Raw genomic sequence first — 24,910 nt, 5'->3', positions numbered from 1 at the left:
GCCGGATGGCAGCTCACTGCCACGCTCCGCTACCTGTCGGCTACTCGGCCGGGATCCGGGATAGCTTTCTGACTCGCCTCGGGCAATGGCATATCGAACCAACGGTCCGACGGGAAGGGAAATGTCCTGATGGGGAATCCGCACGACAATTTCTCGCCGGTTCACGACGTTGTGGGAATCGGTTTCGGGCCGGCCAATCTGGCCTTGGCCATCGCCCTTGAGGAACACAATGGGAGCGCTCGACGCGACCAGGCGGTCACCGCACTCTTCCTGGAGCGGCAGCCCAGCTTCGGCTGGCACCGGGGGATGCTCATCGACGGCGCCACCATGCAGGTGTCGTTCCTGAAGGATCTGGCCACCCTGCGCAACCCGACCAGCCGCTTCGGGTTCGTCCCCTACCTGCACGCACGCGGCAGGCTGGTGGACTTCATCAACCACAAGATCCTTTACCCCACTCGCGAGGAGTTCCACGACTACCTCGAGTGGGCGGCGGCCGGGGTCGACCACCTGGTGTCCTACTCCAGCGAGGTGACCGAGGTCCGCGCGGCCGGCGACCTGCTCGAAGTGGTCGTCCCCGGCCCCGGCGGCAGCACCGTGCACCGTGCGCGCAATGTGGTCGTCGCCTGTGGCCTACAGCCCCGGATGCCCGACGGGGTGAAGGCCGGCGCGAACGTCTGGCACAGCAGCGAGCTGCTGACCCGGCTCGCCGGGCGGACCGCGGACGTCCGCCGGTTCGTGGTGGTCGGCGCCGGACAGAGCGCCGCCGAGGCGGCCGAGTACCTGCACCGCACCTATCCGCAGGCCGACGTGGAGGCGGTCTTCGCCCGCTACGGCTACAGCCCGGCCGACGACAGCCCGTACGCCAACCGGGTCTTCGACCCCGAGGCCGTCGACGTCTACTACGACGCCGACGAGGCCGCCAAGAACCGGTTGATGACCTACCACCGCAACACCAACTACGCGGTGGTGGACCTCGATCTGATCGAGGAGCTGTACCGGCGGGCGTACCAGGAGAAGGTGCGCGGCCGCTCCCGGCTGCACATACAGGGCGTCAGCGAGGTCACCGACATACGGGACGAGGGCTCCGGCGTCACGGTCCGCGTCCGCTCGCAGGCCACCGGCACGGAGCAGGAGGTCGCAGCCGACGCGGCCGTCTTCGCCACCGGCTACGACGAGCAGGACCCGCTGCCGCTGCTCGGCTCCCTGGCCCCGTACTGCGCCCGGGACGCCGCCGGACGGCTGCGCGTCGGCCGCGACTACCGGCTGACCGTGGACGGCCTGGAGAACGCCGGGATCTACATCCAGGGCGGCACCGAGCACACGCACGGCATCACGTCCTCGCTGCTGTCGATGGTCGCGGTCCGCTCCGGCGAGATCCTCCGCTCCGTGCTGGAGCACCGGGAGGCGGCGATGCACGGCGACGACGAACCGCTCGCCCTGGAAGGTGCGGCGCATGACTGACCCTGTCCACCGGACGGATGTGGCCGTGGTCGGCGCCGGAGTGGTCGGTACGGCCGTCTTCCACGAACTGGCCTCCCGCGGCGCCCGCGTGACCCTGGTCGAGCGGGACCGCGCCGGGCTGGGCACGACGGCCTGGAGCGGCGCCATCGTCCGCTGCCACCACGACGATCCGGTCCTCTCCGACCGGGCGGCGGCCGGCTGGCGGTACTTCCGGGACTTCGCCGAACACACCGGGGAACCGGCGGCCTTCCACACCAGCGGGTTCCTGTACCTGCCGGCCCCGGACCGCGCGGCGGGCGCACGCGCGGAGGCGGCCCGGCTCGGCGCTCAGTCGCCCGTGACCTGGCTGGAGGCCGAGGAGGTGACCAAGCACTTCGGCCACTTGCTGGCCGGGCCGGCCGGCCGCGGGGCGGTGTGGGAGCCGGAGTCCGGCTGGCTGGACCCGGCCGAGGTGACCCACGGCTTCCTGCGCGCCGGCCGGCGCCGGGGCGGCACGGTCCTCGAAGGGGTCGCCGTGCACAGCCTCATGCGCGCGGGCGACGGCCGGATCACCGGGGTGCGTACGAGCGCCGGAGCGGTCCGTGCCGACCGGGTGGTCCTGGCCACCGGCGCCGCCACCGCGCACCTGCTGACCTCCTGGGGACTGGCACACGACCTGTGGGCCCAGGCCGTCCAGGTCGAGCTGTTCCAGCCCGAGGCGCCGGTGTCCGGCCAACCCGCCTACACCGACGACGAGTTCGACATCAACGGCCGACCCGACCCGGACTCCGGCGGGGTCTACGTCGGACACCCCACGTACCACCGGCTGCCCCCGCCGCCCGGCCGGGAGCAGATGGACGCGGCCCAGTCCCGGCTGGCCGCCGCGGCGGGCGCCCGGCGCTGGGCATGGCTGCCCGGCAGCCGCCACCTCGGCGGGCTGCGCGCCGCGGAGTGCTGGGCCCCGGGCGGCCGCGCCCGTGTCACGGCGCATCCGGACGCCCCCGCGCTGCTGCTGGCCACCGGCTTCAACGGGGGCGGATTCAAGATGGCGCCCTGGGCGGCCGCCGAGATCGCAAGGCTGGCCGGTCTGGCATGACCGGCCGGACGGGGCCGCGGAGGCGGCGCGACATGAACGGAGAGAACCCATGAGTCTGCAACGGCCCGACGGGACCAGCGAGATCAAGGGGGTTCTGCCGGTCGTCATCATGCCGTTCACCGACGACGGCGCCCTCGACGAGGAGGACTTCCTCGCCCAGACGGAGCACATGTTCGACGTCGGCTGCGACGGGTTCGTGGTCGGCCAGGTCTCCGAGGTGCTGCGGCTGACACACACCGAGCGGCTGCGCGTCGCCGAGCTGAGCGCGAAGGCCGCCGTCGGACGCGGTGTGTCCGTGATGAGCACCGGTGCCGAGACACCCGAGGCCGCCATCGAGTACAGCCGGCACGCCGAGTCCGTCGGGGTGGACGCCCTGCTCGTCATGCACCCGGCCACGATCCCGCTGGACGAGAACGGGATGGTGGAGTACTTCACCCGGGTCGTGGAGTCGGTCCGGATCCCCGTGATCATCCATCACGCCAAGAGCCTGGCCAAGCAGCCCCTGACCATCGCCGCCCAGGTCCGGATGCTGGAGCGGTACGGCCCCGACCGGGTGCTGTTCAAGCCCGAGGCCCAGCCCTCGCCGCCCAGGGTCAGCGAGCTGCGCGACGCCAGCGGCGGACGGGCCCGCATCTTCGAGGGCGACGGCGGCATGATGCTCCTCGACTGTCACCGCCGGGGCCTGGCCGGAACGATCCCCGCCACCGAGATCGCCGAGATCGTGGTGACCCTGTGGCGGCTGCTGGAGGCCGGTGAGCGGGAGAAGGCCGAACGGATCGGCTACCCGCTGTCGTACCTCATGTGCCACATGATGAACAGCACCGACTACTACCTGTCGATCGCCAAGCGCTTCCTGAAAGAACGTGGCCTGATCAAGACCACCCATGTCCGCGGTCCGAGCCGCCACGTCCTCGACGACGAGTCCTGGACCGAGGTCCACCACACGTACCGGCACCTGCTCACCCTTGCGAAGGAGCTCGCTCGATGAAGAACCACGCCTTCACCATCCGCCTCCGGGACGAGGCCGCTGCGGAGAAGTACATCGAGCTCCACCGGGAGGTGTGGCCCGAGGTCGTCGGACCGGGTGGCGCCCTGGAGACCATCGGCGTCCGCAAGCTACAGATCTTCTACATCGACCCGCTCACGCTCTTCATGTACGTCGAGGCCGAGGACCACTTCGAGCCCGTGCACGACTTCCTCCGCGCCAACGACCTGCACCCCCGGGTCCAGGAGTGGGACGACATGATGCACGACGGCGAGGGCAGCCTCCTGGTCCGGCACCCGGGCAACGACGGCCGCCTCAACTGGGCGCCGATGCGCCGCGTCCACCACGTCGACTTCACCAACACCCTTCCGGACCTGGAGGACAAGTGAGCGCGGTGGCCCGTCAGGACGTCACCGTCCTGGACTGCACGCTGCGGGACGGCGGTTACTACACGAACTGGGAGTTCGAGGACACCCTCGTCGAGGAGTACCTCAAGGCCTGCGTGGCGACCGGCGTGGACGTGGTCGAACTCGGCTACACCCAGTTCACCCCGAGCGACCGCGGCCCGTACGGCAGGTTCCCGTCGGGTGTCACGCCCGCGCTGCGCGACGCCCTGCCCGACGGCCACCGGCTGCGCTTCGCCGTCATGGTGGACGCGCCCGCGCTGGCCGAGGTCCCGGCGGCCGAGGCCGGCCCGCGGCTGCGCAGGCTGCTGGCCGACGGGCCGCTGCCGGTCGACCTGGTCCGCGTGGCCGTCCACCACAGCGTGGCGGCCGGTGTCGCCGAAGCCGTCGACTCCCTGCGCGAGGCCGGCTTCGGGGTCTGCCTGAACCTGATGCAGGTGGACCTGGCGACCCCCGCCGAAGTGGCCGGCCTGGTCCGCCTGGTGGCCGGCCTGGGCCCGCTGGAGTCGCTGTACGTCGCCGACTCCCTGGGTTCCCTGCACGCCCCCCGGATCGCCGAACTGGTCGAGGAGTTCAGGGCCGGCCAGGCCGCCCCCGTGGGCCTGCACGGCCACGACAACCAGGGCTTCGCGCTGCACAACACCCTTGCCGCCGCCCAGGCGGGCGCCACCTGGCTGGACGCCACCGTCCTCGGCATGGGCCGGGGCGCCGGCAACACCAGGACCGAACAGCTCCTGGCGGCGCTCGGCACGGACCAGCGGGCGCTCCAGCCGATGCTGGACCTGGTGGCCCGCCGCTTCGAACCGCTCATGCACAAGTACCGCTGGGGCGCCAGCGCCCTCTACGCCATCGCGGGCATGCGCCGGATCCACCCGACCTACGTCCAGCGTCTGGAGGAGGGCCTGGAGCGGGACGTCGAGGTCAAACTGCGCGCCCTGGACTTCCTCGCCCGGAACCGCAAGACGTCGTTCTCCGCGGCGTCGCTGGAGGGCGCACTCCGCCATGCCGCTGTCTGACCGCGCCGGGGAGCGCCTCGATCGGACGCTGGCCGCTCACCGCCTTGTCGTGTTCGACCTCGACGGGGTGCTCGTGGACTCCAATGAGCTGAAGGTGGAGTGCGTGCGCGAGGCGCTGGCGGAGGTCGGACCGGAACTCGTGGACCCCTGCGTCCACGAGTTCCGCCGGACCTTCGGCCGCTCCCGCCGTGAGCACTTCCTCGCCTTCCACCAGGACCACCTGGGCGGAGAACAGGCCACGGGGGAGGGATTCGAGACGTTCTACCAGCGCTGCGCGGGCCGTTATGCCGAGCTGCTCGCCGAGCGCTACCCCAAGGCGCCGCTGTGCCCCGACGCCGACCGGCTGGTCCGCGGCCTGTCCGAGCGCGGCCTGCCACTGTACGTGGCCACCGGCACCCTGACCGCCGAGGCGGAACGGGTCCTGGACGGACACGGGCTGGCCGGCGAGTTCCGGGCCGTGCTCGGCGGCGAGGAACCCAAGGCGCGGCGGCTGTCCACGGCGCTCGCCGCCGTGGGCGCCGACCCTGGCGAGGCGGTCCTGCTCGGCGACTCGCGGCAGGACCTCCTCGCCGCCCAGGCGGTCGGCATGGGCTTCGTGCTCGTCACCGGGCACGGATTCTTCCCGCCCGCCCAGGTGCTCGACGGGGCGGACGGCCAAAGCTCCCTCGTCGCGGCCGGATTGGACCCCGGCGGCTTGCTGATCGGCACCGGAGCGTACGAGGGTCCTCCGGGGCACTGACCTGAGCCCCGCACACCCTGAGACCGCGAACACGGGAAACCCCACAGTGACACCTCAGAACGGCAACGAGGCCGCCCCCGCCCGCCGTGAGTCCCGCGGCCGACGCGTGGTCATCACCGGAGCCGGCCGGGACTTCGGCCGGACGCTCGCCCTCTTCTTCGCCCGCCGGGGCGACGAAGTCCTGCTCTCCGCCCGGGACCTGGCGGCGGCCGAGCACGTGGCCGACGAGATCCGCGGCCTCGGGTCCGACAGGGTCCACGCCCTGCGCTGCGACCTGGCGGACCCGGCGTCGGTACGCGCCTTCGCCGACGAGATCGCCACGGTGACCGACCACGTCGACGTGCTGGTCAACAACGGGGCCCGCTGGCTGTCCGGCGAGGACCTCGCCTCCGCCGCCGACGAGGACATCGCCGCCACCGTCGCCTCGACCGTGACCGGCACCGTCCTCGTCACCAAGCACCTGCTGCCGCTGCTGCTGAAGTCCGACCGGCCCGACGTGGTCAACCTGATCTCGTCGGCCGGGCTCACCGGCAACCACCGTACCCGGGCCCACGCCGCGTTCTACGCGGCCAAGCACGGGCAGGCCGGCCTCGCCGACCTGCTCTCCCCCCAACTGCGCCCGCACGGCGTGCGCGTCATCTCGCTGTACCCGCCCGACTTCAGCAACCCGGATCCGCTGGGCCCGGACTGGGACACGACGCCCCGCGGGCCGGGCTGCGAGCTCACCGCCCACTCCCTCGTGGAGTGCGTCATGTTCGCGATCGACCAGCCACGGGACTGCTTCATCAAGGCGTTCCACTTCGAACAGACCACCTGAAAGAGCACCATGGATTCCGTCAGCACCAGCACGTCCGTCGTCATCTCCGGCGTGAGCCGGGGCCTCGGCGCCGCCCTGGCCCGGCGCTTCGCCGCACTGGGCCACCGCGTCGCCGGCTGCGGCCGCGACCGCGAGGCCCTGGACAGGCTCCGCGCCGACCTCGGCGAGGGCCACCTGATCACCGTCACCGACGTCACCGACGCCGACGCCGTGGAGCGGTGGGCGGGGGAGACCGTACGGCGGCTCGGCGCGCCCGCCCTGGTCGTCGCCAACGCCGGGTACATCAGCCCCCAGGCCCCGGTGTGGGAGACCAGCCCGGCGGACTTCCGCACAACCGTCGACGTCAACGTCGTCGGCGTCTACACCCTGGCCCGCTCCTTCCTGCCGCGGATGGCGACCGGCGGTACCTTCGTCGCCGTCTCCTCGGGCTGGGGCCGCAACCCGCGCGGCAGGCTGGCCGCCTACACCGCGAGCAAGTTCGCCGTCGAGGGCTTCACCCGGGCCATCGCCAAGGAGGCCGAGGAACTGCTGCCGGGCGTCACCGCCGTCGCCGTCGACCCGGGCGGCGGCGTGGACACCGCCATGCTCGCCACCTGTCTGCCGGACGAGCACACCGAGTACCCGGGCCCCGAAGCCTGGGCACAGGTGGCGGCCGACTATCTGCTGCACCAGGTACCGAAGGAGCCCAACGGGGCTTCTCTGACGGTTCCCGGGCCGTAAGCCCGGTCGCGGGCTCGGCAGGCGATCCGCACCCACCGGACCAACCCGAACGCACCCACCGGACCAACCCGAAGGAGACGACCGTGTCCGAAGCCGGCACCGTGGTGGCCGACCCGTGGTCCAGCAAGATACGTCAGCACGAGGCCGTCGCGGCCGCCGACCCGGATCTCGCCTTCGACCTGCACGTCCTCGCCGGCCCGGCGGAGCTGACCGCCCACCTGGCGGCCCGCCGGGACCGTACGGTCGTCCTGCGGCCGGAGGTCTCCGACGACACCGGCTCCGCCGTGCTGGTCCGGCCCGGAGCCGCGCCGCCGGAACCCGAGATCCGGCGGCTGTGGGACCGGGGCGGCCGGATCGTCGCCCACGACCATGTGCCCGGCACCCCGTGCTTCGTCAACGGTGTCGTCCTCGACGGCGTGCTCCACCTCACCGACGTCTGGCGGTGCTTCTCGCTGGAGGAAGGCCCCAGGTCACTGCTCACCAGCGTGGTGAACCTCGCGCCCGGCTCGCCGCGGGAGCGCGAACTGGCGCACCGGCTGTCGCCCGTGGTGAAGGGCGTCGGCCTGGTCTCGGGACCCGTCACGTTCGAGGCGGTCACGGGCGCCGGCGGGACCGTGAAAGTGGTCAAGTTCGCGGCCCGGGCCGCGGGCCACCCCCTGCCGCACCTCTGCTCCCTGCTCGGCCTGCCCGACCAGGCGGCCGCGCTCGCCGGCGGCTCCCGGGCACTGGCCGGACGTCCGGCCGAGCCGGGCTTCGTCGCCGACTACGCCTTCGTCGCTCGCGAAGGCGGACGGCTGGTCCGCGTCGAAGGGCTGGACGAGATCCGGGCGTTGCGCTCCTACGCCGGTGACATCTTCCTGCCGACTCCGGGCGAGACGATCACCCCGACCACCGGAGAAGGCGGCGCGGGCGCCATCCTGTTGAGGAACCAGGACGAGGAAATCCTGCTCGCCGACGTCGAGTTCTGCCAACAGCGCAATCGGGAGGGCGTCTTCGCCATCACCGCCGACGCCCGGCAGCCCCTCGGCCGGTGACCTCCCACCTCCTCGGTCGACGAGCATGCCCCTCCGAGCAATCGACTGGAGAACCCAGATGCCGGCACGCCGCGGGGTCGCCATCGTCGACGCCCACTCCTTCGGGCGCCGGCCGGCCTCCCGTTCCGCGAACGCGGCTGCCGACAAGCCGGTTGGCGAGCTGGCGCAGGGCGGCGTTGTGGCTGCCGCCCCGGGCTCGTTGCCGCTGGTGGTAGGCGTGGGCGTTGGGCGAGACGCGCAGGGTGCTGAACGCCCGGGTGAGCAGGGCGTCGATGAGCCGGTCGTTGAGGACACAGCGGGTCAGGGTGGCCTTCTTCTTGCCGGAGGCGCGGGTGATCGGGGAAGTGCCGGCGTAGATCTTGCGGGCCTTGGCCGAGGCATGGCGGGCGGGGTCGTCGCCGATCGGCTCGCCCACGATCGCAGGCAACCGGGTCATGACCGGCATCCCCTCGGGCAGCCGGGCTTTGGCCGGCCGACGACCGGCGCCGTCCATCACCTCGATGTCGTGATGGTCCTCAGCCCAGTCGTCCCCCACGAACAGTCGCAACGGTCCCTCCGCTCTCGATGCCGATCACCTTCAGCGGCCTGCCGGAGAACCATCTGCGACCTGATCAAGCAGTGCTCACGCCGCCACTCAGCGGCGGGCACGACATCCCATCAGCGATCAACTCTCCGGGCCAACAGGCAGGGGCACGGTCTTTCGTCAGGACTCAACGTCCAGGAACCACGAGTGCTCACCTGCCGGACGGCTACCACCCGGAGTCTGCCGGATGGCCGACTCCCCGAACTGATGAGGCACCACTGCAATGGAGAACCTCCGCGTCGTCATCACCGGTGCCGCCCGGGACTTCGGGCGCACCCTGGCCATCGTCTTCGCCCGGCAGGGCGCCGAGGTGTTCCTCTCGGCGCGCAGCCTGGAGGGCGCCCGCCGCACCGAGCAGGAGATCCGTGACCTCGGCAGCGACCGGGTGCACGCCTTCGCCTGCGATATCACCGATCCGGAGTCCGTACCCGCCTTCGCGGACGGCGTCCGGGAGAAGGCCGGTGCCGTCGACGTGCTCCTGAACAACGGGGCCAACTGGCTGGAGAGCGAGGACCTGACCGCCGCGGACGATGCCGACATCCTCGCCACCACCGCGTCCGCCGGAGGCACCGTCCTGATGGTCAAGCACTTCCTGCCGCTACTGCGCGCCTCGCAGCGGCCCGACATCGTCACCCTGGTGTCGGCAGCCGCGACGCCGAACTACACCGGCTGCGCGGGCCACGAGGCGTTCTACGCGGCCAAGGGCGGACAGGCCGCGTTCACCGGCATCCTGTCCAAGCGGCTGCGCGCGGAGGGCATCCGCGTCATCTCCCTGTTCCCGCCGGACTTCGACAACATCGACCCGCTGTCGCCCGCCTGGGAGGGCGCCTCGCGCACCCCGAAGGACACTCTGACCGCGCAGTCCCTCGCGGAATGCGTCACCTTCGCCGTCAACCAGCCCCGGGACTGCTTCCTCAGCCAGCTGCACTTCGAGCCCGGCCACTGACCGGGCGCCGTGCCGTACGTCCGCATCCTCGAAAGGCGACTGCCATGACACTGCTCCAGGTTCTGCCCGCCACGGGCGAGGCGAAGCCGCTGCTCACCACCCAGGACCCCGACCGCATCGCGGCCGAACTCGGAGTGCACGGCGCCCGGTTCGAGCGGTGGGCCCTCAAGGACCTGGCGGCGGGCTTCGGCGACGACGACGTGCTCGGCCTGTACCGGAGGGAGGCGGACCGATTCTCCGCCGAGACCGGCCTGGGACATGTCGAGGTGGTCCGGATGGCACCGGACGACTCCGACCCGCGGTGGGCCACCGAGGCCCGCGTCTCCCGTGACCGCTACTTCAACGAGCACACCCACCGCTCGGACGAGGTCTGGTTCTTCGCCCAGGGCCGGTGCGGCTTCTATCTGCGGCTGGCCGACGACGAGACCGTCCACGTGTTGATCTCCGAGCCGGGCGACCTGGTGTGCACGCCCGCTGGCGTACGGCACTGGTTCGACATGGGAGAGACGCCCGACTTCGCCGCCCTGCACATCTACGTCGCCGAGACCGACTGGGACGAGGCCTTCACCGGCGACCCGATCGCGTCCCGGTTCCCGCACATGGAGGAGCTGCTGGCCACGGCTCGCTGACCCGCGGGCGCCGCCTCCAGCCCCCTTCCCGCCGGCGCCGGGGTGCCCGGCACCACCGTGCCGCGCACCCCGGGTCAGCCCTGCTCACCCCGAATCTGGCCGTCGCCCGTGGGAGCGGCTGTAGGCCCTGTACCGCGAACTCGGCCACACCGTCGACCTGATCGACCCGCTGGAGCTGACCGACCCGCGCTACAACACCGCGCTGGCCGTGCTGGGCGGCGACGAGATCATGTACAACCCCGAGGCGTTCGGTCCGGGCAGCCGGGAGGCGCTGCGCCGGCTGTACCCGGACGCCATGTTGGTCGGGCCCGAGGACATCGGCCTCGACCCGTCCGAGCTGCTCAAGGGCGGCGGCAGCGTCAAGTGCTGCACGCTGGGGATACGCGGTTGACGATGTCTGCCGGAACGGGCCCATCCGCCACGCGCGTCGACCGTCGTGGCAGCAGGCCCGTCTCGATCGCCCGGGCGCCGGCCTGGAACCGGGAGTTGGTGCGCAGCAGTGCCATGATGTCGGCGACGTGGCGCCGGTAGGTGCGCACGGACATGGAGAGCTTGCGGGCCGCGACGTCATCGATGAGCCCCTCCTGGAGACAGCCGAGGACACGGCGTAATTCTTCGGCCTGGGCAAGTTCCCTTAAGCGCAGACGCGGGTCCAGTACCGGTGCGGTCGGCCAGATGGTGTCGAAGAGCGCGCGCAGGTTCGTCGCCACGGACGTACTGCGTATGAGTGCCGGGTCGCCCGGGGTGTTCGACACCAGTGTCGACTCCGTGTCGGAGACGACCGCGGTGAGCCCCGGGAGCGCCGCGAGCCGCACCTCGGCCTCTTCCGGAAACACTGCGTCGAGCGCGCACCGGGTCCGGCTGGCCGGTGGGACGAGCGCCCGTACGGTGACGTCCGAGGCCAGCGTCGGGGCGATCCGGCGAAGGGCGGCAACGACGGCGGTGGTCGTCTCGGAGCGTTCGTCGATTATCAGACAGAGGGATTCCGAAGCCTGGGACATGAAGTTTTCGGCCGCTTCTCCCAGGGTTTCTCGGCTTACGGAGAGCTGGGTGACGAGTGAATCGTTCGTCGTCTGGCTACGCCATTGTGCGGCCAATGATTCCACCAGACCCCGGACCTTGAGCAGATCCTGCTCCAGAATTTTCGTGGTCGGCAACACGTTTATTCCCTTCAGAGCGTGTCAAACAGCTGTAATTCGGCTGCTCGGGTGCCACCGGAAAAACGGGAACTGACTTCCAGAGACTCCAGGATTCTGGCGACGTGTCGGCGGTACGTGCGCAGGGACAGGCCCAGTTCACGGGCCGCGACCGCGTCGGTGGAGCCGGCATACAGCCGGGCCAGAACCCCGCGTGCGGTGTCGGTGGCGAGATAGGCGTCCAGCAGCAGATAGTCCGGCCAATGCAGCGAGGCTTCCCAGGCCCCCATGAACAGCGAGGTCAGTACGCGGACCACGGCCCGGTCGCGAACGAGCAGGCCCCCCGTGCTGTCGCCCGGCGCACGGAGCAGCGCCTCCGCGACGTCCACCACCAGGGTCTCGGCGAGCGGGCGGCCGGTCACCCGCAGTTCCGCCAGGTCGGCAGCCCCCGCCCAGGCCGGCAGCTCCCGCAGTGCCGAGGCGGACCCGAGCACGCGGACGGTAATCCGGCCCGGACCGGCCTGGGTCCGGGCCCTGAGGTCGCTCAGCATGGTGCGTACGGCCGCCAGCTGCCCGCTCCGACCGGACAGCGAGATCAGCACGGTGCGCCGGGCCTGGGCCACCAGGTCCGTCAGGGTGGCACCGGGCGCCTCCTGCCGCTTGTCGGCGGACAATTTCACGAAACGCGGCGCGGGAAGAGAACGAAATTCAAGAACGGCGGAATCGATGAGATTCCTCGCTTGCAGCAGTGCGTGTTCCACGGGGTCGTGAGTAAATTGTGTACTGTCTGTTTCAGGCTGATCCCGATTGATGACTACCCCCAGGTTCTCCCTGGTTGGAAAGTTACCCAATCGAGACAGTCCTAGCAAGGGATTTCCGAGTGCGGAGCGTGTCGTTTTGTCCGACTTAAGGGGTAATGTCCATTACTCTTTGTCGTTAATTGATGGTCGAATGCCTCATTCCGGTAGGCCGGTGGCGCGCCGTGTACGTGAGGCGATCTGTTCGAATTTCACGCTTTCTATATGCAGAGCGTCGTGGAATGGGTCACCGAGTGAGGTGGGCAAATTCAAGAAAGCGAAGCCTGTGAGTGCGGCGATGGCGTTCATCCGTGGCACGGCGGGCAGTTCGTGGTACGGCGGGCAGGGTGGGCACGAGGTCCGCTCCGCCGAAGGCATCACGCCCAAGGCCGTCAGCTTCTCCAACTCCGAGGTCGAAGAAGCCATGGCTCTGATGGACGCCATCGGGGGCACCGACATCAGCCAGTACCGCGACCAGTACCGCGTGGGCTTGCCTGTCGGCACGGGAAGGCGTTCGTCGCTGTCTTCGATGAGTGTGTCGGGGGGATCCCGGCCTTGAGGGTCACCAGCGGTAGATCGTCTGCGGCATGGAGCCCAGCGAGACGTGCGACCTCGTTACGCCGACTGCCGGAGCGCGCCTGTGGGGCCGGGGGCTGGCTGCGGGCACGCCGAACACTCTATCCGCCGGCAGTCTCTGCGACATTGTATAGACGCAACGTTGCGTCTAATCTAAATCGCACCCGCCGCAGAGGAGTGAGTATGTCCGCCATCCCCCACCGCACGGCCCTCGTCATCGGAGCCTCACGAGGGTTGGGACTCGTCCTTGCCGACGAGCTCGTCCGGCGCGGCTGGCTGGTCAGCGCCACGACGCGCCAGAGCGGCGGCGAACTGCGAGCGCACGCCGACGCCTGGAACGGCCAACTGACGGTCGAATCCCTGGAGATGACGAGCCCCGCACAGCTGGCCGCACTGCGTAAGCGTCTGGAAGCCAACCACTGCCGACTCGACCTGCTCTTCGTCAACGCCGCGATCGACCGAGGAAATCTGCCGATCCACGAAGTCTCGACCGACATGTTCACCGAGGTGATGATCACCAACGCATTGAGCCCGCTACGCGCCCTGGAAACCCTCCGCGGACTCGTCGTACCGGGCGGAACCGTCGCGGTCATGTCCTCCGACCAGGGCAGCATCTCGCGGAATACCGAGGGCGGCTATGAGCTCTACAAGGCCAGCAAGGCAGCCCTCAACCAGCTGATGCGCAGTTACGCCACCCGCCATGCCGGCGACGGACAGACCAAGCTGCTCATCGACCCCGGCCACAATCAGACTCAGCTCGGCGGCCCTGGCGCACCGCTCATTCCCCAGGAGAGCATCCCAGCCGTCGTTGACGTCCTCGAAGCACAGGCCGGCGCCCCCGGCCTGCAGTTCTTGGACCTCCACGGCGAAACGGTCCCCTGGTAGAGAACCGGACCGAACCGTCGAGGTGCCTCCCTCTCTGCGCAGCCGACAGGATGAGTCGGGCGCAGCCGCAGTGCCATGGGCAAAGTGCGCAAGACTGCGTCAGCCGTCCGAATCGAGCGCTGTCCACATTCCGCCGGGGCGCAGGGGAGTCACCGCACCGGCGGGAGCGGAGCCGCCCCTCGCTCCTCATCCGGGTAGAAACACCCCGGCGCCGGACAGCGTGTCGGCAGAGGAACGGAAGCTGCGGGTACGGCGCCTCGTCTGCGAGAACGCCTCCCGCACCCATCGGACGTTCGCCGAGCAGGTACCGGGTCTGACCCGCCGCCACATCCGCCGGACACAGTTCCCTACCACCCTGCTCACCGACGTGGCGCTGTTCCTGGGCGGCCGTCCGGGAACCCGCCTGTCCGCACGCATGTCCATCACGACCTGCAAAGACACTCTGCTTCGACTGATCCGCGCATTACCCGACCCGAAGCCGGACCCCGTCCCGGCCCTCAGCGTCGACGACTGTTGATCCGGAGGTGTGGAGTGGCGCGGCCGAAGCCGTGGGAAGTCGATGACGAGTTGCGGGCTAGTGTTGCCGGTGTGACACGGGACGGTGTGGACGAGCTCGACCAGGCGGTGATCCACGCCCTACAGATCGACGGGCGTGCCCCGTTCCGGCGCATCGGCGAGGTGCTCGGGGTGTCCGATCAGACCGTGGCGCGGCGGTTCGGGCGGCTGTCGGACGTCCTCGGTCTGCGTGTGCTCGCCCTGGCCGATCCGGTGGTGCTGTGCGAGCGCCAGTGGGTTCTGCGTGTGCGGGCGGCCCCCGAGGCCGCGACGGAGGTCGCCGAAGCGCTGGCCAGGCGCGCCGACACCAGCTGGATCAGCCTGTGCTCGGGCGGGACGGAGATCGTCGCGTCGGCCGGCGGCGACGGTGTCGAGTCGCTGCTCTTCGAGGCGCTGCCGCGTACCCGTCACATCCTCGATGTGCGGGCGCACGAGGTGCTGCACGTCTTCTACGGCGGTGCCGGCCAGCCGTTCACCAAGCGGGGGCCGCTCACGGAGAGCCAGACCGCCAGCCTTGCGCGGCACGTCCCGGCCGGGGTCGGGCCGCCGCCGCGGATGGATCGGATCAGCCGCCGCATGCTGGAGGTGCTGCGGGCGGATGGGCGGGCCCCGCTCGACGAGTTGACGGCCGCCACGGGGGAGTCGGCGGGCACGGTGCGCCGCAGACTGCGCGAGCTGCGGGCCGGCGGGGTGCTGCACTTCGACGTCGATGTCGGGCTCACCGCTTTCGACGTGCCGGTGCGCACCTTGCTGTGGCTCACCGTCGGGATCGACGCGCTGCCCGCGGCGGGCGCCGCTCTCGCCGCGCGTCCTGAGGTGGCGTTCGCGGCGGGGGTCACCGGGTCCGGCAACCTGTTCGCGAGTGTCTCGACGCGGGACACGCCTGCGTTGTGGCGGTTCCTGACGTCGGTGGTGGGAGCGCTGCCCGGCGTGCGGGACGTCGAAACGGTGCCGGCCCTGCGCCCGGTGAAGGGCGCCGTGGTCCTCTTTCCCCGTCCGTCGGCGCCGCGCGCCAGGTCTCCGCGCGGCGCCCGAGAGCGGTGACGGCGACCTGGCCTCAGCCGGCCGAGCCGGTCAGCGGATGACGGGCGACGAACCCGCGGACGACGGCCGCCATCCGTACAGGGTCCTCCAGCGGCATGGCGTGGGTGAGGCCGTCGACGACCACGGTCTCGGCGTGCGGGAGGTGGGCCGCGATGGACGCCGCCCGCGCCCGGTGGGGTGTGCCGAGCCGGTCTCCTCCGCCGCCGACGACGAGCAGCACGGGCGCCCGCACGGCGCTGAACTGCGGCGCGCCGAAATCCCAGTCGGCGAAGGCGGTGGACTCCCGGGTGAAGAAGTGGCGGCTGGTGCCGACAGCCGCTGTGAGCCCTTCCTGGCCGAGCCGGTCGGCGAGCAGGCCGCGTACGCCCGGCCCGCACACCCAGGTGAGGAAGGCGTCGAACGCCGCTTCCCACGCCCCGGCCCGAGCCGCGGCGATCGCGTTCGGCATCGCCGCGCTCGCGGGCTCGCCCGCCGCCCGGGGCAGCGCGGGTTCCAGGAGGACCAGCGAGGCGACCAGTTCCGGCCGGTCATGGGCCAGGTGGAGTGCGACGTCCGCCCCGGCGGAGTGCCCCACCAGGTGGACGCGCGGTATCCCGCACCGCTCCAGCACCGCGGCGCAGTGGGCGGCCTGTGCGGGCACGCCGGCGCCACCGCTCGTGCGGTCCTCACTGCGGCCGTAGCCGGCCCGGTGGATGACGACGCATCGGAAGCCCGTCAGCTCGCGGGCCATGGGCGTCAGCCAGTCGGCGCACAGCGAACCATGCAGGAACACCAGCGGCTCGCCCCCGCCGGTGTCGCCGCAGTCCTCGTAGACAAGGGAGGCGTCGGGCAGGTCGAGTCTCATCACGCGGCCCGCCTCAGCCCTGATCCGGGCCGTTCAGCCCCTCGACGAAGGCGTTCACCTCGGCGAAGAACCGCGCGGGCCGCTCCAGCTCGATGAGTTCGCCCGCGTCCTCGAAGACGGTCAGCCCGGCGTTCGGGATGCCGTGCGCCAGCTCCCGTGACAGCGGCAGCGGCGTACAGAAGTTGTGCCGTGCCGGGGGTGCGATCCTCGCCGGGACCGCCGGGACCGTGGTCGGTGTCTGTGCCGACGCGGGGTTCATGGCGTGTCCTGGTCGGCCAGGGCGGCCAGTGCCTCGCACGCGGAACGGAGGAACGCTCGCTCGGGGCGCTGGTCGGTCATCGCGTACTGGAACGCGATGCCGGAGAGCAAGGCACGGATCGCTTCGGCCACGATTCGGGCTTCGGCCTCGCCGGTGCGCCGGTCCGGTGCGTCCTCGCGCAGGACCCGCCGCGTGAGCAGGACGGAGAGATCGGCGATCTCGCCGAGTTTGAGGTCCCCCAGCCGTGCCTTCAGCTTCGGGTCGCGGATCGCCGCCAGAGCCAGGTTGAGCTCGAATGACCAGCGTGCGGCGCTCTCACCCGCGTAGGTGGTGAGCCACGCGTCGGCGACCCCGACGAGCACGGCCCGCAGGCCCAGCTCGGGATCGGCGAGTTCGGCCAGGGCGCCCTGGTACCGGTGGAAATCCTCGGCGAGGAGTTCGACGAGCAGGTTCTGCCGGCTCCCGAAGATGGAGTACACGGCCCCCGTGGTGAGCCCGGCGGCCTGCGCGATGGCGCTCAGCGAGACCTCTGTGCCATCGGACGCGATGAGATCCCGGGCCGACGACAGCAGGGCCTGCCTGTTCCGGTCCCGGGCCTCGCTACGGGTGGGGGGCATACGCACGAACTCCTTCCATCGCGGCCAGTGCGGCTGCACGGCGGGTTGCCATTCGATAATAACGTTATTACGGTTCCTCAGGTAGAGCGGGAACCGCGCAACGGTGCCGAATGGGGCGAGAGGGACGACGAGATGGCCGAGTTCATGCATGTGCATCAGGAGAAATGGCGGGCGGCGCAGACCGTCGGGCACACCTTGGAACGCTGCGGACTCTGGGAGGGGCGGGAGGGCACCGCGGCAGAGCTCTGGCGGATTCCCGAGGACTACGACCTCGGGAAGCACCGGCACGACACCTGGGTCAGCGTGTTCATCCTGGAAGGGGCGATGCGCTACACCGACAGTGCGGGCGAACGCACGCTGGGACCCGGTGACTGCTATTTCGTGAACCCCGGGGACACCCACCGGGAGGAAACGCTCGCGAAGTCCCTGGTGCTGGTCGTGGAGGCGGACCCATGCGTGTCGTATCCGGTCGACGAGAACGGACAGCGCACGAACGGGCAGTGAAGCTGCTCCGGGGCAGTGGGGGCGCCGCCCGGAGCCACCGGCGACGGCCCTGCGGTATCCGGCGCGCCGAAAACGCCGGTCCGGCCCTGTCCCGCGGACCCGAAGTGGTCCCGGCGCGTTGCGCCGCGCGCCCCTGATCTCCCTCAATCTCTGCTGGAGCGGCCGCCGTCGGCGGGGCGGTGCCCGGCTCCAGCCCCTGTGGAGGAAACCGTGAGTGTGCTCCGTCATGTCCGGTCCCTCGATGACAAATACACGGCCACGGCCGGCCGCTCGGGACCAAGGCGGGCCAGCCCGGACTGAGTATGGAGAAGGAAGTCGCCTTCGCCGGCCCGTACCTCCTCACCGGGCAGCGCCTGCTCATGCGCAAAGGCGACACCGAGGGGACGGTATGGGTCAACGATGATAAGACGGGATCCCTCTACACCAAGGAGGTGCGTTCGTACGTGGATCTGCCCCCAAAAACGGACGTCTGTACCGCTGCGGACTCGACATCCCAGAAGAAGCTGAAGAGCCTGAAAACCGACTCGGGGGAGAAACTGTTCGACGTCACGCCGCTTACGGACTACGACCTCTGCATCTCGGGGCTGTTGGACACGACCTACGGAAAAGTCGGGGTTGAAGTGACCAGCCCCCGCCACGGACACGGTGCTGACCAGTCGCACCTGAACTGTCAGACACGGTAGCGAGCCCGTCTGTGCGTTCTCCTTATCCCGGGGGCGCACACGGAGCGCGCCGGATGAGTCGGATCGGTAGGACGGGACACATGTTGGACGCGGTCGAACGTGGACTGCTGCAGGCGCTCCAGATCGATGGGCGGGTCGCGTTCTCGCTGGTCGGTGCGGTGCTGGGGGTTTCGGACCAGACAGTGGCGCGCCGGTACGCGCGGCTGCGGAACGAGGCGGGTGTTCGGGTGGTCGGTGCGGTGTGGCCGGAGGCGGTGGGGCGGCAGTTGTGGCTGGTGCGGGTGCGGTGCGTACCGGAGGCGGTGGCGGGGCTCGCGCGAGCGCTGGCGAAGCAGGCGGAGACGTCGTGGGTGCAGATCGCCTCGGGCGGCGCGGAGGTCCTGTGCATGGTTCAGGCGGTGACGGACACGTCGGCCGCGGAGTCGACCGTGCTGTCTCGCCTGCCCCGCACGCCCCGGGTCACCGGGGTGAGTGCGCACCGCGTGCTGCACCCGTTCTTCGGTGGAAGTGAGAGTCCGCTGACGAAGAACGGGCCGCTCACGGCGGAGCAGTGCGCGCAGCTGTCGCCGCCGGCGGCGAAACGCGTGACCGGGCCCGTGGAACTGTCGGCGGAGGACAACGCGTTGCTGGAGGCGCTCGCGCTGGACGGGCGGGCGGGGTTCCGGTCGCTGGCCTGGGCGACGGGCTGGTCGCAGACGACTGTGCGGCGGCGGCTGGCGGAGCTGCGTTCGGGCGGGGTGGTGTACTTCGACGTCGATGTCGACCCGGCGTTGCTGGGGTCGTGGACATCGGCGGGGTTGTGGCTGACAGTCGCGCCGGGTGAGCTGGCGGCTGCGGGTGAGGCGCTGGCGGAGCATCCGCAGGTGAGCTTCGCGGCTGCCACCACCGGTATGTCCAACCTGTACGCGAGCGTGCAGTGCCCCACTGGCACGGCGCTGTACGAATACCTGACGGGCCCGGTGGCGGCATTGCCCGGGCTGCTGTCGGTGGAGACCGCGCCGAGTATGCGGGTGGTCAAGGGGGCGTCTCCGATCGTCGGATAGCGCCGCGTACGAGGCCCTCCGTGTCGGATAGCGCCCACTGGGACGGTGTTCCTGCCGAGGGGCTCAGCGCGAGGGGATTGTGGCGGGGCACGAAAATACTCGCTCCGAGAAAGAACTCCCGATGCCCAACGCATTCGACCCGATCACCATCGGACCGCTTTCCCTGCCCAACCGCGTCGCCATGGCCCCGCTGACCCGCCGCCGCGCCTACGGCGACGGCCTGTCAGCGACCCCTCTCATGGCCGAGTACTACCGGCAGCGCGCGACCGCCGGGTTGATCGTCGCCGAAGCCGCCCAGCCCAGTCGTGTCGGCCAGGGCTACACCGACACCCCCGGCCTGCACGACACGGCGCAGGTCGCGTCCTGGCACCCGGTCACCGACGCCGTGCACCATGCGGGCGGCCGGATCTACACACAGCTCATGCACGCCGGCCGTAACAGCCACCCCGAACTCCTCGGCGGCGGGCTGCACCCGCTCGCCCCGTCCGCGTGTGCCGCCGAAGGCGTCGTGCGCGTCCACGGCGGCGAACCGGCCGTGCGCAAGCCGTACCCGATACCGCAAGTCCTGACCATGCAGGGCATCGCGGATACCATCGCCGACTTCGCCGATGCGGCCGCGAACGCGATCGACGCCGGGTTCGACGGTGTCGAACTGCATGGAGCCTACGGTTACCTCATCCAGCAGTTCCTCTCCGGCAACGCCAATCGCCGCACCGACCGCTACGGCGGCAGCGTCGCCGGGCGCGTCCGGTTCCCGCTCGACCTCGTCGATGCCGTCGCCGCGCGCATCGGACCCGAGCGGCTCGCACTGCGGATCTCCCCCGGCTGCACCGCGTTCGGCCTCGAGGAGCCGGACCTGCACGAGCTCTACCTGACCCTGGTCGACGGTCTGCCACGCGACCTGGCCTACCTGCACGTATTCGAGTTTCCGGGCCACCGCGACCTCACGGTGAAACTGCGGGAGCACTGGGCAGGAGTGTTCATGCTCAATCCGCACGAGACCCACCACGACTGGCCCGCCGGCCGCCGGCAACTGCGCCTGGTCGACGACGGGCTGGCGGACATCCTCTCGTTCGGGACGCTGTTCATCTCCAACCCCGACCTCGTGCACCGCCTCCGCCTCGGCGCCCCGCTCGCCGAGGCCGACGAGACCACGTTCTACCGCGGCGACCACCGCGGCTACACCGACTACCCCTGCCTGGAGGAAGCCCTCTCGTGACCGTCGGCGTTTGTTCACCTCCCATGGTCTACTCGCATAGATTCTGTCGGGCCAGGATGAGGGCGCTTGTTCACCCTCACTTCGGCTCAGGAGCCGGTACGCCATGCGCAGGGCGCCTTCGTCCACGGCGGTGCGGCCGTTATCGATCGCCTTCTCGCTGCTGCGGAACAGCCTGGCGGCCATGCCGTGCGGGTGGCTCTCGCCGGTGAGGAGGCAGAGCAACCTCACGGAGACTGCGGGGTGCTGGGACTGCGGGCACCGTAACCCGCTGCGCGATCCTGGCCCGGAGTAGACGAGCGCTCGACTGTCGGTCCCGCTCCGTACTCTTGGCGCTCAGCCGCTTGGGCTACGGCCCCTGCTGGGCCTTTGATCACGGGAAGCGGGACCGCACAGTGACATCGATCTACCTTTCCTCCGAAAACCCCCGGTGGATGCCGAAGACCGAGGCCGACCTCCAGGCCGCCGTTGATGGCGGCCTGTTCGAGAAGAGCCATCACCTGGACCTGAAGAAGGCCCCCAACAGCAACGATCCCCGACCCGCCGCTGACCGTACTCACCGAGGAAACAGCGCTGCGGCCGACGACGGGACCGGCTATCTCATCGTGAACATCCCGGCCGGCCACGTCGCTCCGCATGGTCGACAACCCCTACTTCCGCCGCGGCGGCAAGACGAAGTACCAGATGGGCGACGCCGAAGTCGTCAGCACGGCGGCGCAACACCGAGGCCGACACCCTCGCCCTGCTGCGCAAGGAGATGGACGAAGACCCGCTGTGCGACGTCGGAGCCCAGTCCCACCTCTTCCCGGTCGCCCAGCCCACCGCCGGACGACGAGACATGTGCCTGTCCACCACCGGTGCGCAGGACTGGAACATGCGCCTGCACACCCTGATCCGCCGCGTCCACGAGAACCAGAGCCTGCGGACAGCGCTCAAAGGCAAGGGCTTCAGTCCCGATCTGAGCCACGCTCACCAAGGACACGGGCGCGCCAGGGGAGTGGCTCTCAGCTCCTCAAACCTCAAGTCCGACGCACGTACACCGCAGACGGCAGCTACGACGACGAAGACGTGATCGAAGTCCAGCTCTTCGAAGGCGGCGGGCTGCGCCTATTCATGCCCCGTCTCTCCGACGGCCGAGAAAGAGCAGGTCCTCTTCGACGCCGGCGCCGTCATCCTCACCCGGCACATGCTGGAGCTGGTGCGCCTGGTCTCCGACGACGTGGGTTACCACGAGAACTGGGCGGTGTCGGTCGGAGCCAACCGGCTCCGCGGCCGCCGGAGGCACACACAACAGCCGTTCTTCCCCAGCAACCATACGTACAGCGCCGACACCTACGAGGAGACGATCGAGGCATTCGGCGACCCGGCGGGCCATCGCAGCCGCCTCCGCCGGGAAGCGATCCAGCAAGCTGAGGTCGTCGCACATCCGGTCCCGCAGCCCGTACAGGCACGCCGTCGTGAACAGCACCTCCGTACACGGCGATCAGCATGGCCACGCAGTTCATGGTGTCTGCCGCGTCCGTGGCCCGGTACAGCGTCATCCGCTTCCAGTCGCGCGCGACGCGTCCGGGGACGCGTAGTCCATGACCTCCGGCAGCGCTCGACTGCCTCGTGCACGAACTGGTTGACCGTGCGGCGCATTGGCTCGGGCATCGGGGTGTGTTCCATAGCCGCACGTTGAACGGGCCGCATCCCCGGACCCCGGAGTCGTGGCCCGTCGCTCACCCGTACGCGGCAGCCATCATGGGTCTTTCTGAACCGACGTCTCGTTGCCTGGATACAGCCATGACACCACTTGCTGCCTGGTACGAGTCGGCTATGTTATGGGGAGCAGTCGCGGCGATTGCCGCAGTATGTGCCATCCCAACCACCGCCGTGGTGATAAAACCTGCCTGCTGGTGGGACCAGCACTGAGCCCTTTTCAAGCTGGCGGTGCTGACCGCGAGTTGGACTGTCCTGCGCAACGACGAAGCTCCTGGTAGACGGTTTCTCGAGCAAGATCACCCGTGTCCGCCAGGAGCTTCGCGTGCCTGTCTACCCGTCCTCGATTGATCTGTCCAGCCGCACCTTGCGGTTCCTGACCGGGCAACTGACAGCCCGGCGGCAGGAGATCGGAACGCGGTGGCGGCGCCTTCCTGCCGGACGTCAGGCCCTGCTCGCCCTGGCCCACCTGCGGTGCGGTGACTTACGCCCAGCTCGCCGCCGGGTTCGGCATCGGGATCGCGACCGTGTACCGCTACATACGTGAAGCCGTCGAGTGGGCCCTGGAAGCGATCGTCGTCCAGCACCTGACCATCGCTCGCGTTGCCGAAGCCCTCGGCGTCGCCTGGAACACAGCGAACGACGCCGTCCTCGCCGAAGGCAAGCAGGTGCTGATCGACGACGAACACCGCTTTGACGGGGTGACCGCCATCGGTGTCGATGAGCACGTGTGGAGACACACACGCCGCGGCGACAAGTACGTCACCGTGATCATCGACCTCACCGGGATCCGCGAGGGCACTGGCTCAGCGCGACTGCTCGACATGGTCGAGGGCCGATCCAAACAAGGCTTCAAGGCCTGGCTGACAGACCGGGACCAAGTGTGGCGTGACCGTGTCGAAGAGCGTCGAGAGCCGAGCCGTGGCCGTCGGTGAGGGAGTCGCCCAGGTCGCAGAGTGCTTCGGCGGTCTCGATGTCCTGGTCAACAACGCCGGCATCGGCGCGGTATCGGTGCCGGCGACACCAACGACGACGCCCAGTGGACCCGTGTCCTCGACGTGAACGTCACCGGCATCGCCCGGATCACCCGAGCCGCCCTGCCGCACCTGCGGCGCTCACCGCACGCGGTGCTGGTGAACCTCTGCCCGGCCGTCGCGTTCATCGGCGTACGCCAAAGGGCCCCAGCGCCAGTAAGGGCGCGGTTCACGTGCTGACGCTCGCCATGGCCGTCGACCATGCGACAGACGGGATCCGCGTCAACGCCGTGGCCCCGGGACCGCCGACACCCCCTGGGTCACGCGCCTGCTCGACGACGCGGAGGACCCGGACGCGGCAGCCGAAGCGCTCCGGGCACGGCAGCCGCTGGGGCGCATGGTGACCGCCGAGGAAGTGGCTCACGCCGTCATCTCGCTTGCTTCTCTGCGCGCGGGCTCCACCACCGGAACGATCCTCCGTGTTCGACGGGGGCATGACCAGCCTGCGTCCGTGACCCACCGGACCGCGCACATCGGCCTGCCGGACGGCCTGAGGTGCACCTGATGGGACACCGACGAGTCACTCGCGTTCGCCTGCGGCCTCGGCTTCGAGCACGTATGGCGGGAGAACGACGTTCCCGCCCTGCCTTTCGACGCGGTCGTGGACGCATCGAACGCCGCTCCGACGTCTTCGGTGAGGGCGTCGCATAGTGGTACGGCCACAGGCGCTGGCGCGCGGCCAAGTGTGGCGGGTGCCGCTGGCGACCAAGACCGGGCGATACTGATCGTGGAGTCCGACGCCGCGATCGAAGCCCTGCCCTCGAGCGTCGTCGCGATGATGATCGACGAGACCGGCGGGGCACCGGATACGGTCGTCACTGTGCCCATCACAGAACCCGTGCACGGCGCGGCCGCGGCGGTCGATCTCACCACGCTCACCGTGAAGCGCATCCGCTCCGGAACATTCCTGGGTCACGTGAACGAAGCGACGATGGCCGGTGTGAGCACGACACTGCGCGTAGTCCTGGACTCCACGACTGATCGCTGCTTACGAGCGTGTGCCGTTAACCCGTAGGGCGACCACCTGGGAAAACCCCAGCTCACGGCCGGTGAAGCCATGATGAAGCGGTACGGCCCCGCTAGCGCCCCTCCTCCGTCAGCCGCCCTCCGCTTAAATCAGGTTCGTGTCTCGCGATTTGGGCGACCCTTGACCGTTCCTGCCTGCGGATGCCAATCTCTCGCTCATGTCGTGGACGCCGCTGACCAGCCGCCGAGTGGTTGATTACATGCTGATCGCCACCAGCGCGTGTCGCTTCTGCTGACGGTTATTCCCATTGGCCGTTCTCATCGGTCGATCGCCGGATTCCACTAGCCCGTCCATTGCGTTCGCCTCGCCTCTCCCGTCGCCCAGCTCCTTGCGTCCCGGTGTGTGAGTGACGGTGCTTCCCTGTCGCGAACTTCCTGTAACGCGCTAGCTGTTCCTGCTGCTTTGCCCGGTGCCGTTGTGTGCTCTGACGCGCCCACCGGGCGGGCGCGAACTAGCCGTAAAGCGCCACCTATTCCTGCTGCCCTGCTGCCCGCCGCCGTTGTGCGTTCTGACGGGCCCACCGGGGGCGGCTTCGTGCGGCCCAAGAAGGAAGACCGTTCAGGCCATGACCACGTTCCGT

Annotated in this window: 28 protein-coding genes and 5 pseudogenes; 26 read left to right on the top strand and 7 right to left on the bottom strand. The window is 69.9% G+C overall.

The window, feature by feature from the left end; translation table 11 throughout:
• Positions 1–129: 129 nt before the first annotated feature.
• The 9 genes from NQU54_RS13115 (at position 130) to NQU54_RS13075 (ending at position 8,251) form a co-directional block, all read left to right on the top strand.
• Positions 130–1,461, top strand: coding sequence for a lysine N(6)-hydroxylase/L-ornithine N(5)-oxygenase family protein (locus NQU54_RS13115; RefSeq protein WP_257631209.1), 1,332 nt, complete (start codon positions 130–132; stop codon positions 1,459–1,461).
• The gene (locus NQU54_RS13110) at positions 1,454–2,536 is read left to right on the top strand and encodes an NAD(P)/FAD-dependent oxidoreductase (RefSeq protein ID WP_257631208.1); all 1,083 of its coding nucleotides are present in this window, start codon (positions 1,454–1,456) and stop codon (positions 2,534–2,536) included. The genes NQU54_RS13115 and NQU54_RS13110 overlap by 8 nt, the downstream gene beginning before the upstream one ends.
• 49 nt (positions 2,537–2,585) lie before the next feature.
• Positions 2,586–3,524, top strand: a complete 939-nt coding sequence (locus tag NQU54_RS13105; RefSeq protein ID WP_069871871.1) for a dihydrodipicolinate synthase family protein — start codon at positions 2,586–2,588, stop codon at positions 3,522–3,524.
• Positions 3,521–3,910 (top strand): L-rhamnose mutarotase, encoded by a 390-nt coding sequence (locus NQU54_RS13100; protein WP_046089762.1) that lies wholly within the window; start codon positions 3,521–3,523, stop codon positions 3,908–3,910. Before NQU54_RS13105 ends, NQU54_RS13100 begins: the two co-directional genes overlap by 4 nt.
• On the top strand, positions 3,907–4,941 hold the full coding sequence (locus tag NQU54_RS13095) for a hydroxymethylglutaryl-CoA lyase-like TIM-barrel protein (protein ID WP_257631207.1): 1,035 nt from the start codon (positions 3,907–3,909) through the stop codon (positions 4,939–4,941). The genes NQU54_RS13100 and NQU54_RS13095 overlap by 4 nt, the downstream gene beginning before the upstream one ends.
• Positions 4,928–5,680 (top strand): HAD family hydrolase, encoded by a 753-nt coding sequence (locus NQU54_RS13090; RefSeq protein WP_257631206.1) that lies wholly within the window; start codon positions 4,928–4,930, stop codon positions 5,678–5,680. The genes NQU54_RS13095 and NQU54_RS13090 overlap by 14 nt, the downstream gene beginning before the upstream one ends.
• A 46-nt stretch (positions 5,681–5,726) precedes the next feature.
• Positions 5,727–6,497, top strand: coding sequence for an SDR family oxidoreductase (locus NQU54_RS13085; protein ID WP_257631205.1), 771 nt, complete (start codon positions 5,727–5,729; stop codon positions 6,495–6,497).
• Positions 6,498–6,506: 9 nt separating this feature from the next.
• A complete protein-coding gene (locus NQU54_RS13080; RefSeq protein WP_257631204.1) occupies positions 6,507–7,217 on the top strand; it encodes an SDR family oxidoreductase in 711 nt (236 codons plus the stop codon).
• 83 nt (positions 7,218–7,300) lie between these two features.
• Positions 7,301–8,251, top strand: coding sequence for a hypothetical protein (locus tag NQU54_RS13075; RefSeq protein ID WP_257631203.1), 951 nt, complete (start codon positions 7,301–7,303; stop codon positions 8,249–8,251).
• Here the strand turns inward: NQU54_RS13075 and NQU54_RS13070 are convergent.
• Positions 8,217–8,687 (bottom strand): transposase, encoded by a 471-nt coding sequence (locus NQU54_RS13070; protein ID WP_372505871.1) that lies wholly within the window; start codon positions 8,685–8,687, stop codon positions 8,217–8,219. The genes NQU54_RS13075 and NQU54_RS13070 overlap by 35 nt on opposite strands.
• Before the next feature lie 370 nt (positions 8,688–9,057).
• Between NQU54_RS13070 and NQU54_RS13065 the strand changes: the two genes are divergently transcribed.
• The 3 genes and pseudogenes from NQU54_RS13065 to NQU54_RS13055 form a co-directional block, all read left to right on the top strand.
• Positions 9,058–9,780 (top strand): SDR family oxidoreductase, encoded by a 723-nt coding sequence (locus NQU54_RS13065; protein ID WP_257631201.1) that lies wholly within the window; start codon positions 9,058–9,060, stop codon positions 9,778–9,780.
• Between the two features lie 44 nt (positions 9,781–9,824).
• Positions 9,825–10,409: a cupin gene (locus NQU54_RS13060; RefSeq protein ID WP_257631200.1), complete on the top strand. Its 585-nt coding sequence runs from the start codon at positions 9,825–9,827 to the stop codon at positions 10,407–10,409.
• A gap of 169 nt (positions 10,410–10,578) precedes the next feature.
• A pseudogene (locus tag NQU54_RS13055) lies at positions 10,579–10,800 on the top strand (amidinotransferase); the annotation flags it as partial.
• Here NQU54_RS13055 and NQU54_RS13050 read toward each other — a convergent pair.
• Both NQU54_RS13050 and NQU54_RS13045 read right to left on the bottom strand, forming a co-directional pair.
• Entirely contained in the window at positions 10,769–11,569 is an 801-nt protein-coding gene (locus NQU54_RS13050) for a helix-turn-helix domain-containing protein (RefSeq protein ID WP_257631199.1), read from the bottom strand. The pseudogene NQU54_RS13055 and the gene NQU54_RS13050 sit on opposite strands and share 32 nt — an antisense overlap.
• Before the next feature lie 11 nt (positions 11,570–11,580).
• A complete protein-coding gene (locus tag NQU54_RS13045) occupies positions 11,581–12,306 on the bottom strand; it encodes a helix-turn-helix domain-containing protein (protein ID WP_257631198.1) in 726 nt (241 codons plus the stop codon).
• Between the two features lie 295 nt (positions 12,307–12,601).
• Here NQU54_RS13045 and NQU54_RS13040 point away from each other — a divergent pair, with 295 nt between their 5' ends.
• The 4 genes from NQU54_RS13040 (at position 12,602) to NQU54_RS13025 (ending at position 15,402) form a co-directional block, all read left to right on the top strand.
• On the top strand, positions 12,602–12,901 hold the full coding sequence (locus tag NQU54_RS13040; RefSeq protein ID WP_257631197.1) for a hypothetical protein: 300 nt from the start codon (positions 12,602–12,604) through the stop codon (positions 12,899–12,901).
• Positions 12,902–13,101: 200 nt separating this feature from the next.
• Positions 13,102–13,803, top strand: a complete 702-nt coding sequence (locus NQU54_RS13035; protein ID WP_257631196.1) for an SDR family NAD(P)-dependent oxidoreductase — start codon at positions 13,102–13,104, stop codon at positions 13,801–13,803.
• A 220-nt stretch (positions 13,804–14,023) separates the two neighbouring features.
• Positions 14,024–14,320: a hypothetical protein gene (locus NQU54_RS13030; RefSeq protein ID WP_257631195.1), complete on the top strand. Its 297-nt coding sequence runs from the start codon at positions 14,024–14,026 to the stop codon at positions 14,318–14,320.
• A 71-nt stretch (positions 14,321–14,391) separates the two neighbouring features.
• The gene (locus tag NQU54_RS13025; protein WP_257631194.1) at positions 14,392–15,402 is read left to right on the top strand and encodes an Lrp/AsnC family transcriptional regulator; all 1,011 of its coding nucleotides are present in this window, start codon (positions 14,392–14,394) and stop codon (positions 15,400–15,402) included.
• 13 nt (positions 15,403–15,415) lie between these two features.
• Here the strand turns inward: NQU54_RS13025 and NQU54_RS13020 are convergent, their stop codons facing one another.
• From NQU54_RS13020 to NQU54_RS13010, 3 genes are read right to left on the bottom strand one after another with little or no spacing between them, the layout of a single operon-like run.
• Positions 15,416–16,246 carry an alpha/beta fold hydrolase gene (locus NQU54_RS13020; protein WP_257631193.1) on the bottom strand — a complete coding sequence of 277 codons (831 nt, stop codon included), beginning with the start codon at positions 16,244–16,246 and terminating at the stop codon, positions 15,416–15,418.
• Between the two features lie 13 nt (positions 16,247–16,259).
• Positions 16,260–16,505, bottom strand: a complete 246-nt coding sequence (locus NQU54_RS13015; protein WP_257631192.1) for an alpha/beta fold hydrolase — start codon at positions 16,503–16,505, stop codon at positions 16,260–16,262.
• Entirely contained in the window at positions 16,502–17,122 is a 621-nt protein-coding gene (locus tag NQU54_RS13010; RefSeq protein WP_257631191.1) for a TetR family transcriptional regulator, read from the bottom strand. Before NQU54_RS13010 ends, NQU54_RS13015 begins: the two co-directional genes overlap by 4 nt.
• Before the next feature lie 27 nt (positions 17,123–17,149).
• Between NQU54_RS13010 and NQU54_RS13005 the strand changes: the two genes are divergently transcribed.
• The 5 genes from NQU54_RS13005 to NQU54_RS12985 all read left to right on the top strand — a co-directional run bounded on the left by NQU54_RS13005 (position 17,150) and on the right by NQU54_RS12985 (position 21,640).
• Positions 17,150–17,626, top strand: coding sequence for a cupin domain-containing protein (locus NQU54_RS13005; protein WP_257631190.1), 477 nt, complete (start codon positions 17,150–17,152; stop codon positions 17,624–17,626).
• 302 nt (positions 17,627–17,928) lie between these two features.
• Positions 17,929–18,309, top strand: coding sequence for a type 2 periplasmic-binding domain-containing protein (locus NQU54_RS13000; RefSeq protein ID WP_257631189.1), 381 nt, complete (start codon positions 17,929–17,931; stop codon positions 18,307–18,309).
• An 80-nt stretch (positions 18,310–18,389) separates the two neighbouring features.
• Positions 18,390–19,352, top strand: a complete 963-nt coding sequence (locus tag NQU54_RS12995; protein ID WP_257631188.1) for an Lrp/AsnC family transcriptional regulator — start codon at positions 18,390–18,392, stop codon at positions 19,350–19,352.
• 121 nt (positions 19,353–19,473) lie between these two features.
• Complete coding sequence (locus NQU54_RS12990) at positions 19,474–20,571, top strand: alkene reductase (protein WP_257631187.1); 1,098 nt, start codon at positions 19,474–19,476, stop codon at positions 20,569–20,571.
• Positions 20,572–21,325: 754 nt separating this feature from the next.
• Positions 21,326–21,640 (top strand): hypothetical protein, encoded by a 315-nt coding sequence (locus NQU54_RS12985; protein WP_257631186.1) that lies wholly within the window; start codon positions 21,326–21,328, stop codon positions 21,638–21,640.
• A gap of 39 nt (positions 21,641–21,679) precedes the next feature.
• On the opposite strand, the gene NQU54_RS12980 is transcribed toward NQU54_RS12985, so the two are convergent.
• A complete protein-coding gene (locus tag NQU54_RS12980) occupies positions 21,680–22,036 on the bottom strand; it encodes a hypothetical protein (protein WP_257631185.1) in 357 nt (118 codons plus the stop codon).
• Positions 22,037–22,594: 558 nt separating this feature from the next.
• Between NQU54_RS12980 and NQU54_RS12975 the strand changes: the two are divergent.
• The 5 genes and pseudogenes from NQU54_RS12975 to NQU54_RS12955 all read left to right on the top strand — a co-directional run.
• Positions 22,595–22,826: pseudogene (locus NQU54_RS12975) on the top strand (helix-turn-helix domain-containing protein); the annotation flags it as partial.
• Positions 22,812–23,171: pseudogene (locus tag NQU54_RS12970) on the top strand (transposase); the annotation flags it as partial. The pseudogenes NQU54_RS12975 and NQU54_RS12970, both read left to right, overlap by 15 nt.
• A gap of 22 nt (positions 23,172–23,193) precedes the next feature.
• Positions 23,194–23,758, top strand: a pseudogene (locus NQU54_RS12965) (SDR family NAD(P)-dependent oxidoreductase); the annotation flags it as partial.
• A 25-nt stretch (positions 23,759–23,783) separates the two neighbouring features.
• Positions 23,784–23,926, top strand: a pseudogene (locus NQU54_RS12960) (alcohol dehydrogenase); the annotation flags it as partial.
• 104 nt (positions 23,927–24,030) lie between these two features.
• Complete coding sequence (locus NQU54_RS12955) at positions 24,031–24,318, top strand: hypothetical protein (protein WP_257631296.1); 288 nt, start codon at positions 24,031–24,033, stop codon at positions 24,316–24,318.
• Positions 24,319–24,910 lie beyond the last annotated feature (592 nt).

Origin of the sequence: Streptomyces malaysiensis subsp. samsunensis, assembly GCF_024519315.1 — a bacterium.
GTDB classification, from domain to species: Bacteria; Actinomycetota; Actinomycetes; order Streptomycetales; family Streptomycetaceae; genus Streptomyces; species Streptomyces malaysiensis.
This window is presented reverse-complemented; position numbering and strand designations above follow the sequence as displayed.

Excerpts from the sequence above, each read along its gene's own strand:
- NQU54_RS13115 (WP_257631209.1), top strand. The coding sequence starts at position 130 with ATGGGGAATCCGCACGACAATTTCTCGCCGGTTCACGACGTTGTGGGA.
- NQU54_RS13110 (WP_257631208.1), top strand. The coding sequence starts at position 1,454 with ATGACTGACCCTGTCCACCGGACGGATGTGGCCGTGGTCGGCGCCGGA.
- NQU54_RS13105 (WP_069871871.1), top strand. The coding sequence starts at position 2,586 with ATGAGTCTGCAACGGCCCGACGGGACCAGCGAGATCAAGGGGGTTCTG.
- NQU54_RS13100 (WP_046089762.1), top strand. The coding sequence starts at position 3,521 with ATGAAGAACCACGCCTTCACCATCCGCCTCCGGGACGAGGCCGCTGCG.
- NQU54_RS13090 (WP_257631206.1), top strand. The coding sequence starts at position 4,928 with ATGCCGCTGTCTGACCGCGCCGGGGAGCGCCTCGATCGGACGCTGGCC.
- NQU54_RS13080 (WP_257631204.1), top strand. The coding sequence starts at position 6,507 with ATGGATTCCGTCAGCACCAGCACGTCCGTCGTCATCTCCGGCGTGAGC.
- NQU54_RS13070 (WP_372505871.1), bottom strand. The coding sequence starts at position 8,687 with ATGACCCGGTTGCCTGCGATCGTGGGCGAGCCGATCGGCGACGACCCC.
- NQU54_RS13065 (WP_257631201.1), top strand. The coding sequence starts at position 9,058 with ATGGAGAACCTCCGCGTCGTCATCACCGGTGCCGCCCGGGACTTCGGG.
- NQU54_RS13060 (WP_257631200.1), top strand. The coding sequence starts at position 9,825 with ATGACACTGCTCCAGGTTCTGCCCGCCACGGGCGAGGCGAAGCCGCTG.
- NQU54_RS13035 (WP_257631196.1), top strand. The coding sequence starts at position 13,102 with ATGTCCGCCATCCCCCACCGCACGGCCCTCGTCATCGGAGCCTCACGA.
- NQU54_RS13020 (WP_257631193.1), bottom strand. The coding sequence starts at position 16,246 with ATGAGACTCGACCTGCCCGACGCCTCCCTTGTCTACGAGGACTGCGGC.
- NQU54_RS13015 (WP_257631192.1), bottom strand. The coding sequence starts at position 16,505 with ATGAACCCCGCGTCGGCACAGACACCGACCACGGTCCCGGCGGTCCCG.
- NQU54_RS13010 (WP_257631191.1), bottom strand. The coding sequence starts at position 17,122 with ATGCCCCCCACCCGTAGCGAGGCCCGGGACCGGAACAGGCAGGCCCTG.
- NQU54_RS13000 (WP_257631189.1), top strand. The coding sequence starts at position 17,929 with ATGGAGAAGGAAGTCGCCTTCGCCGGCCCGTACCTCCTCACCGGGCAG.
- NQU54_RS12995 (WP_257631188.1), top strand. The coding sequence starts at position 18,390 with ATGTTGGACGCGGTCGAACGTGGACTGCTGCAGGCGCTCCAGATCGAT.
- NQU54_RS12990 (WP_257631187.1), top strand. The coding sequence starts at position 19,474 with ATGCCCAACGCATTCGACCCGATCACCATCGGACCGCTTTCCCTGCCC.
- NQU54_RS12985 (WP_257631186.1), top strand. The coding sequence starts at position 21,326 with ATGGACGAAGACCCGCTGTGCGACGTCGGAGCCCAGTCCCACCTCTTC.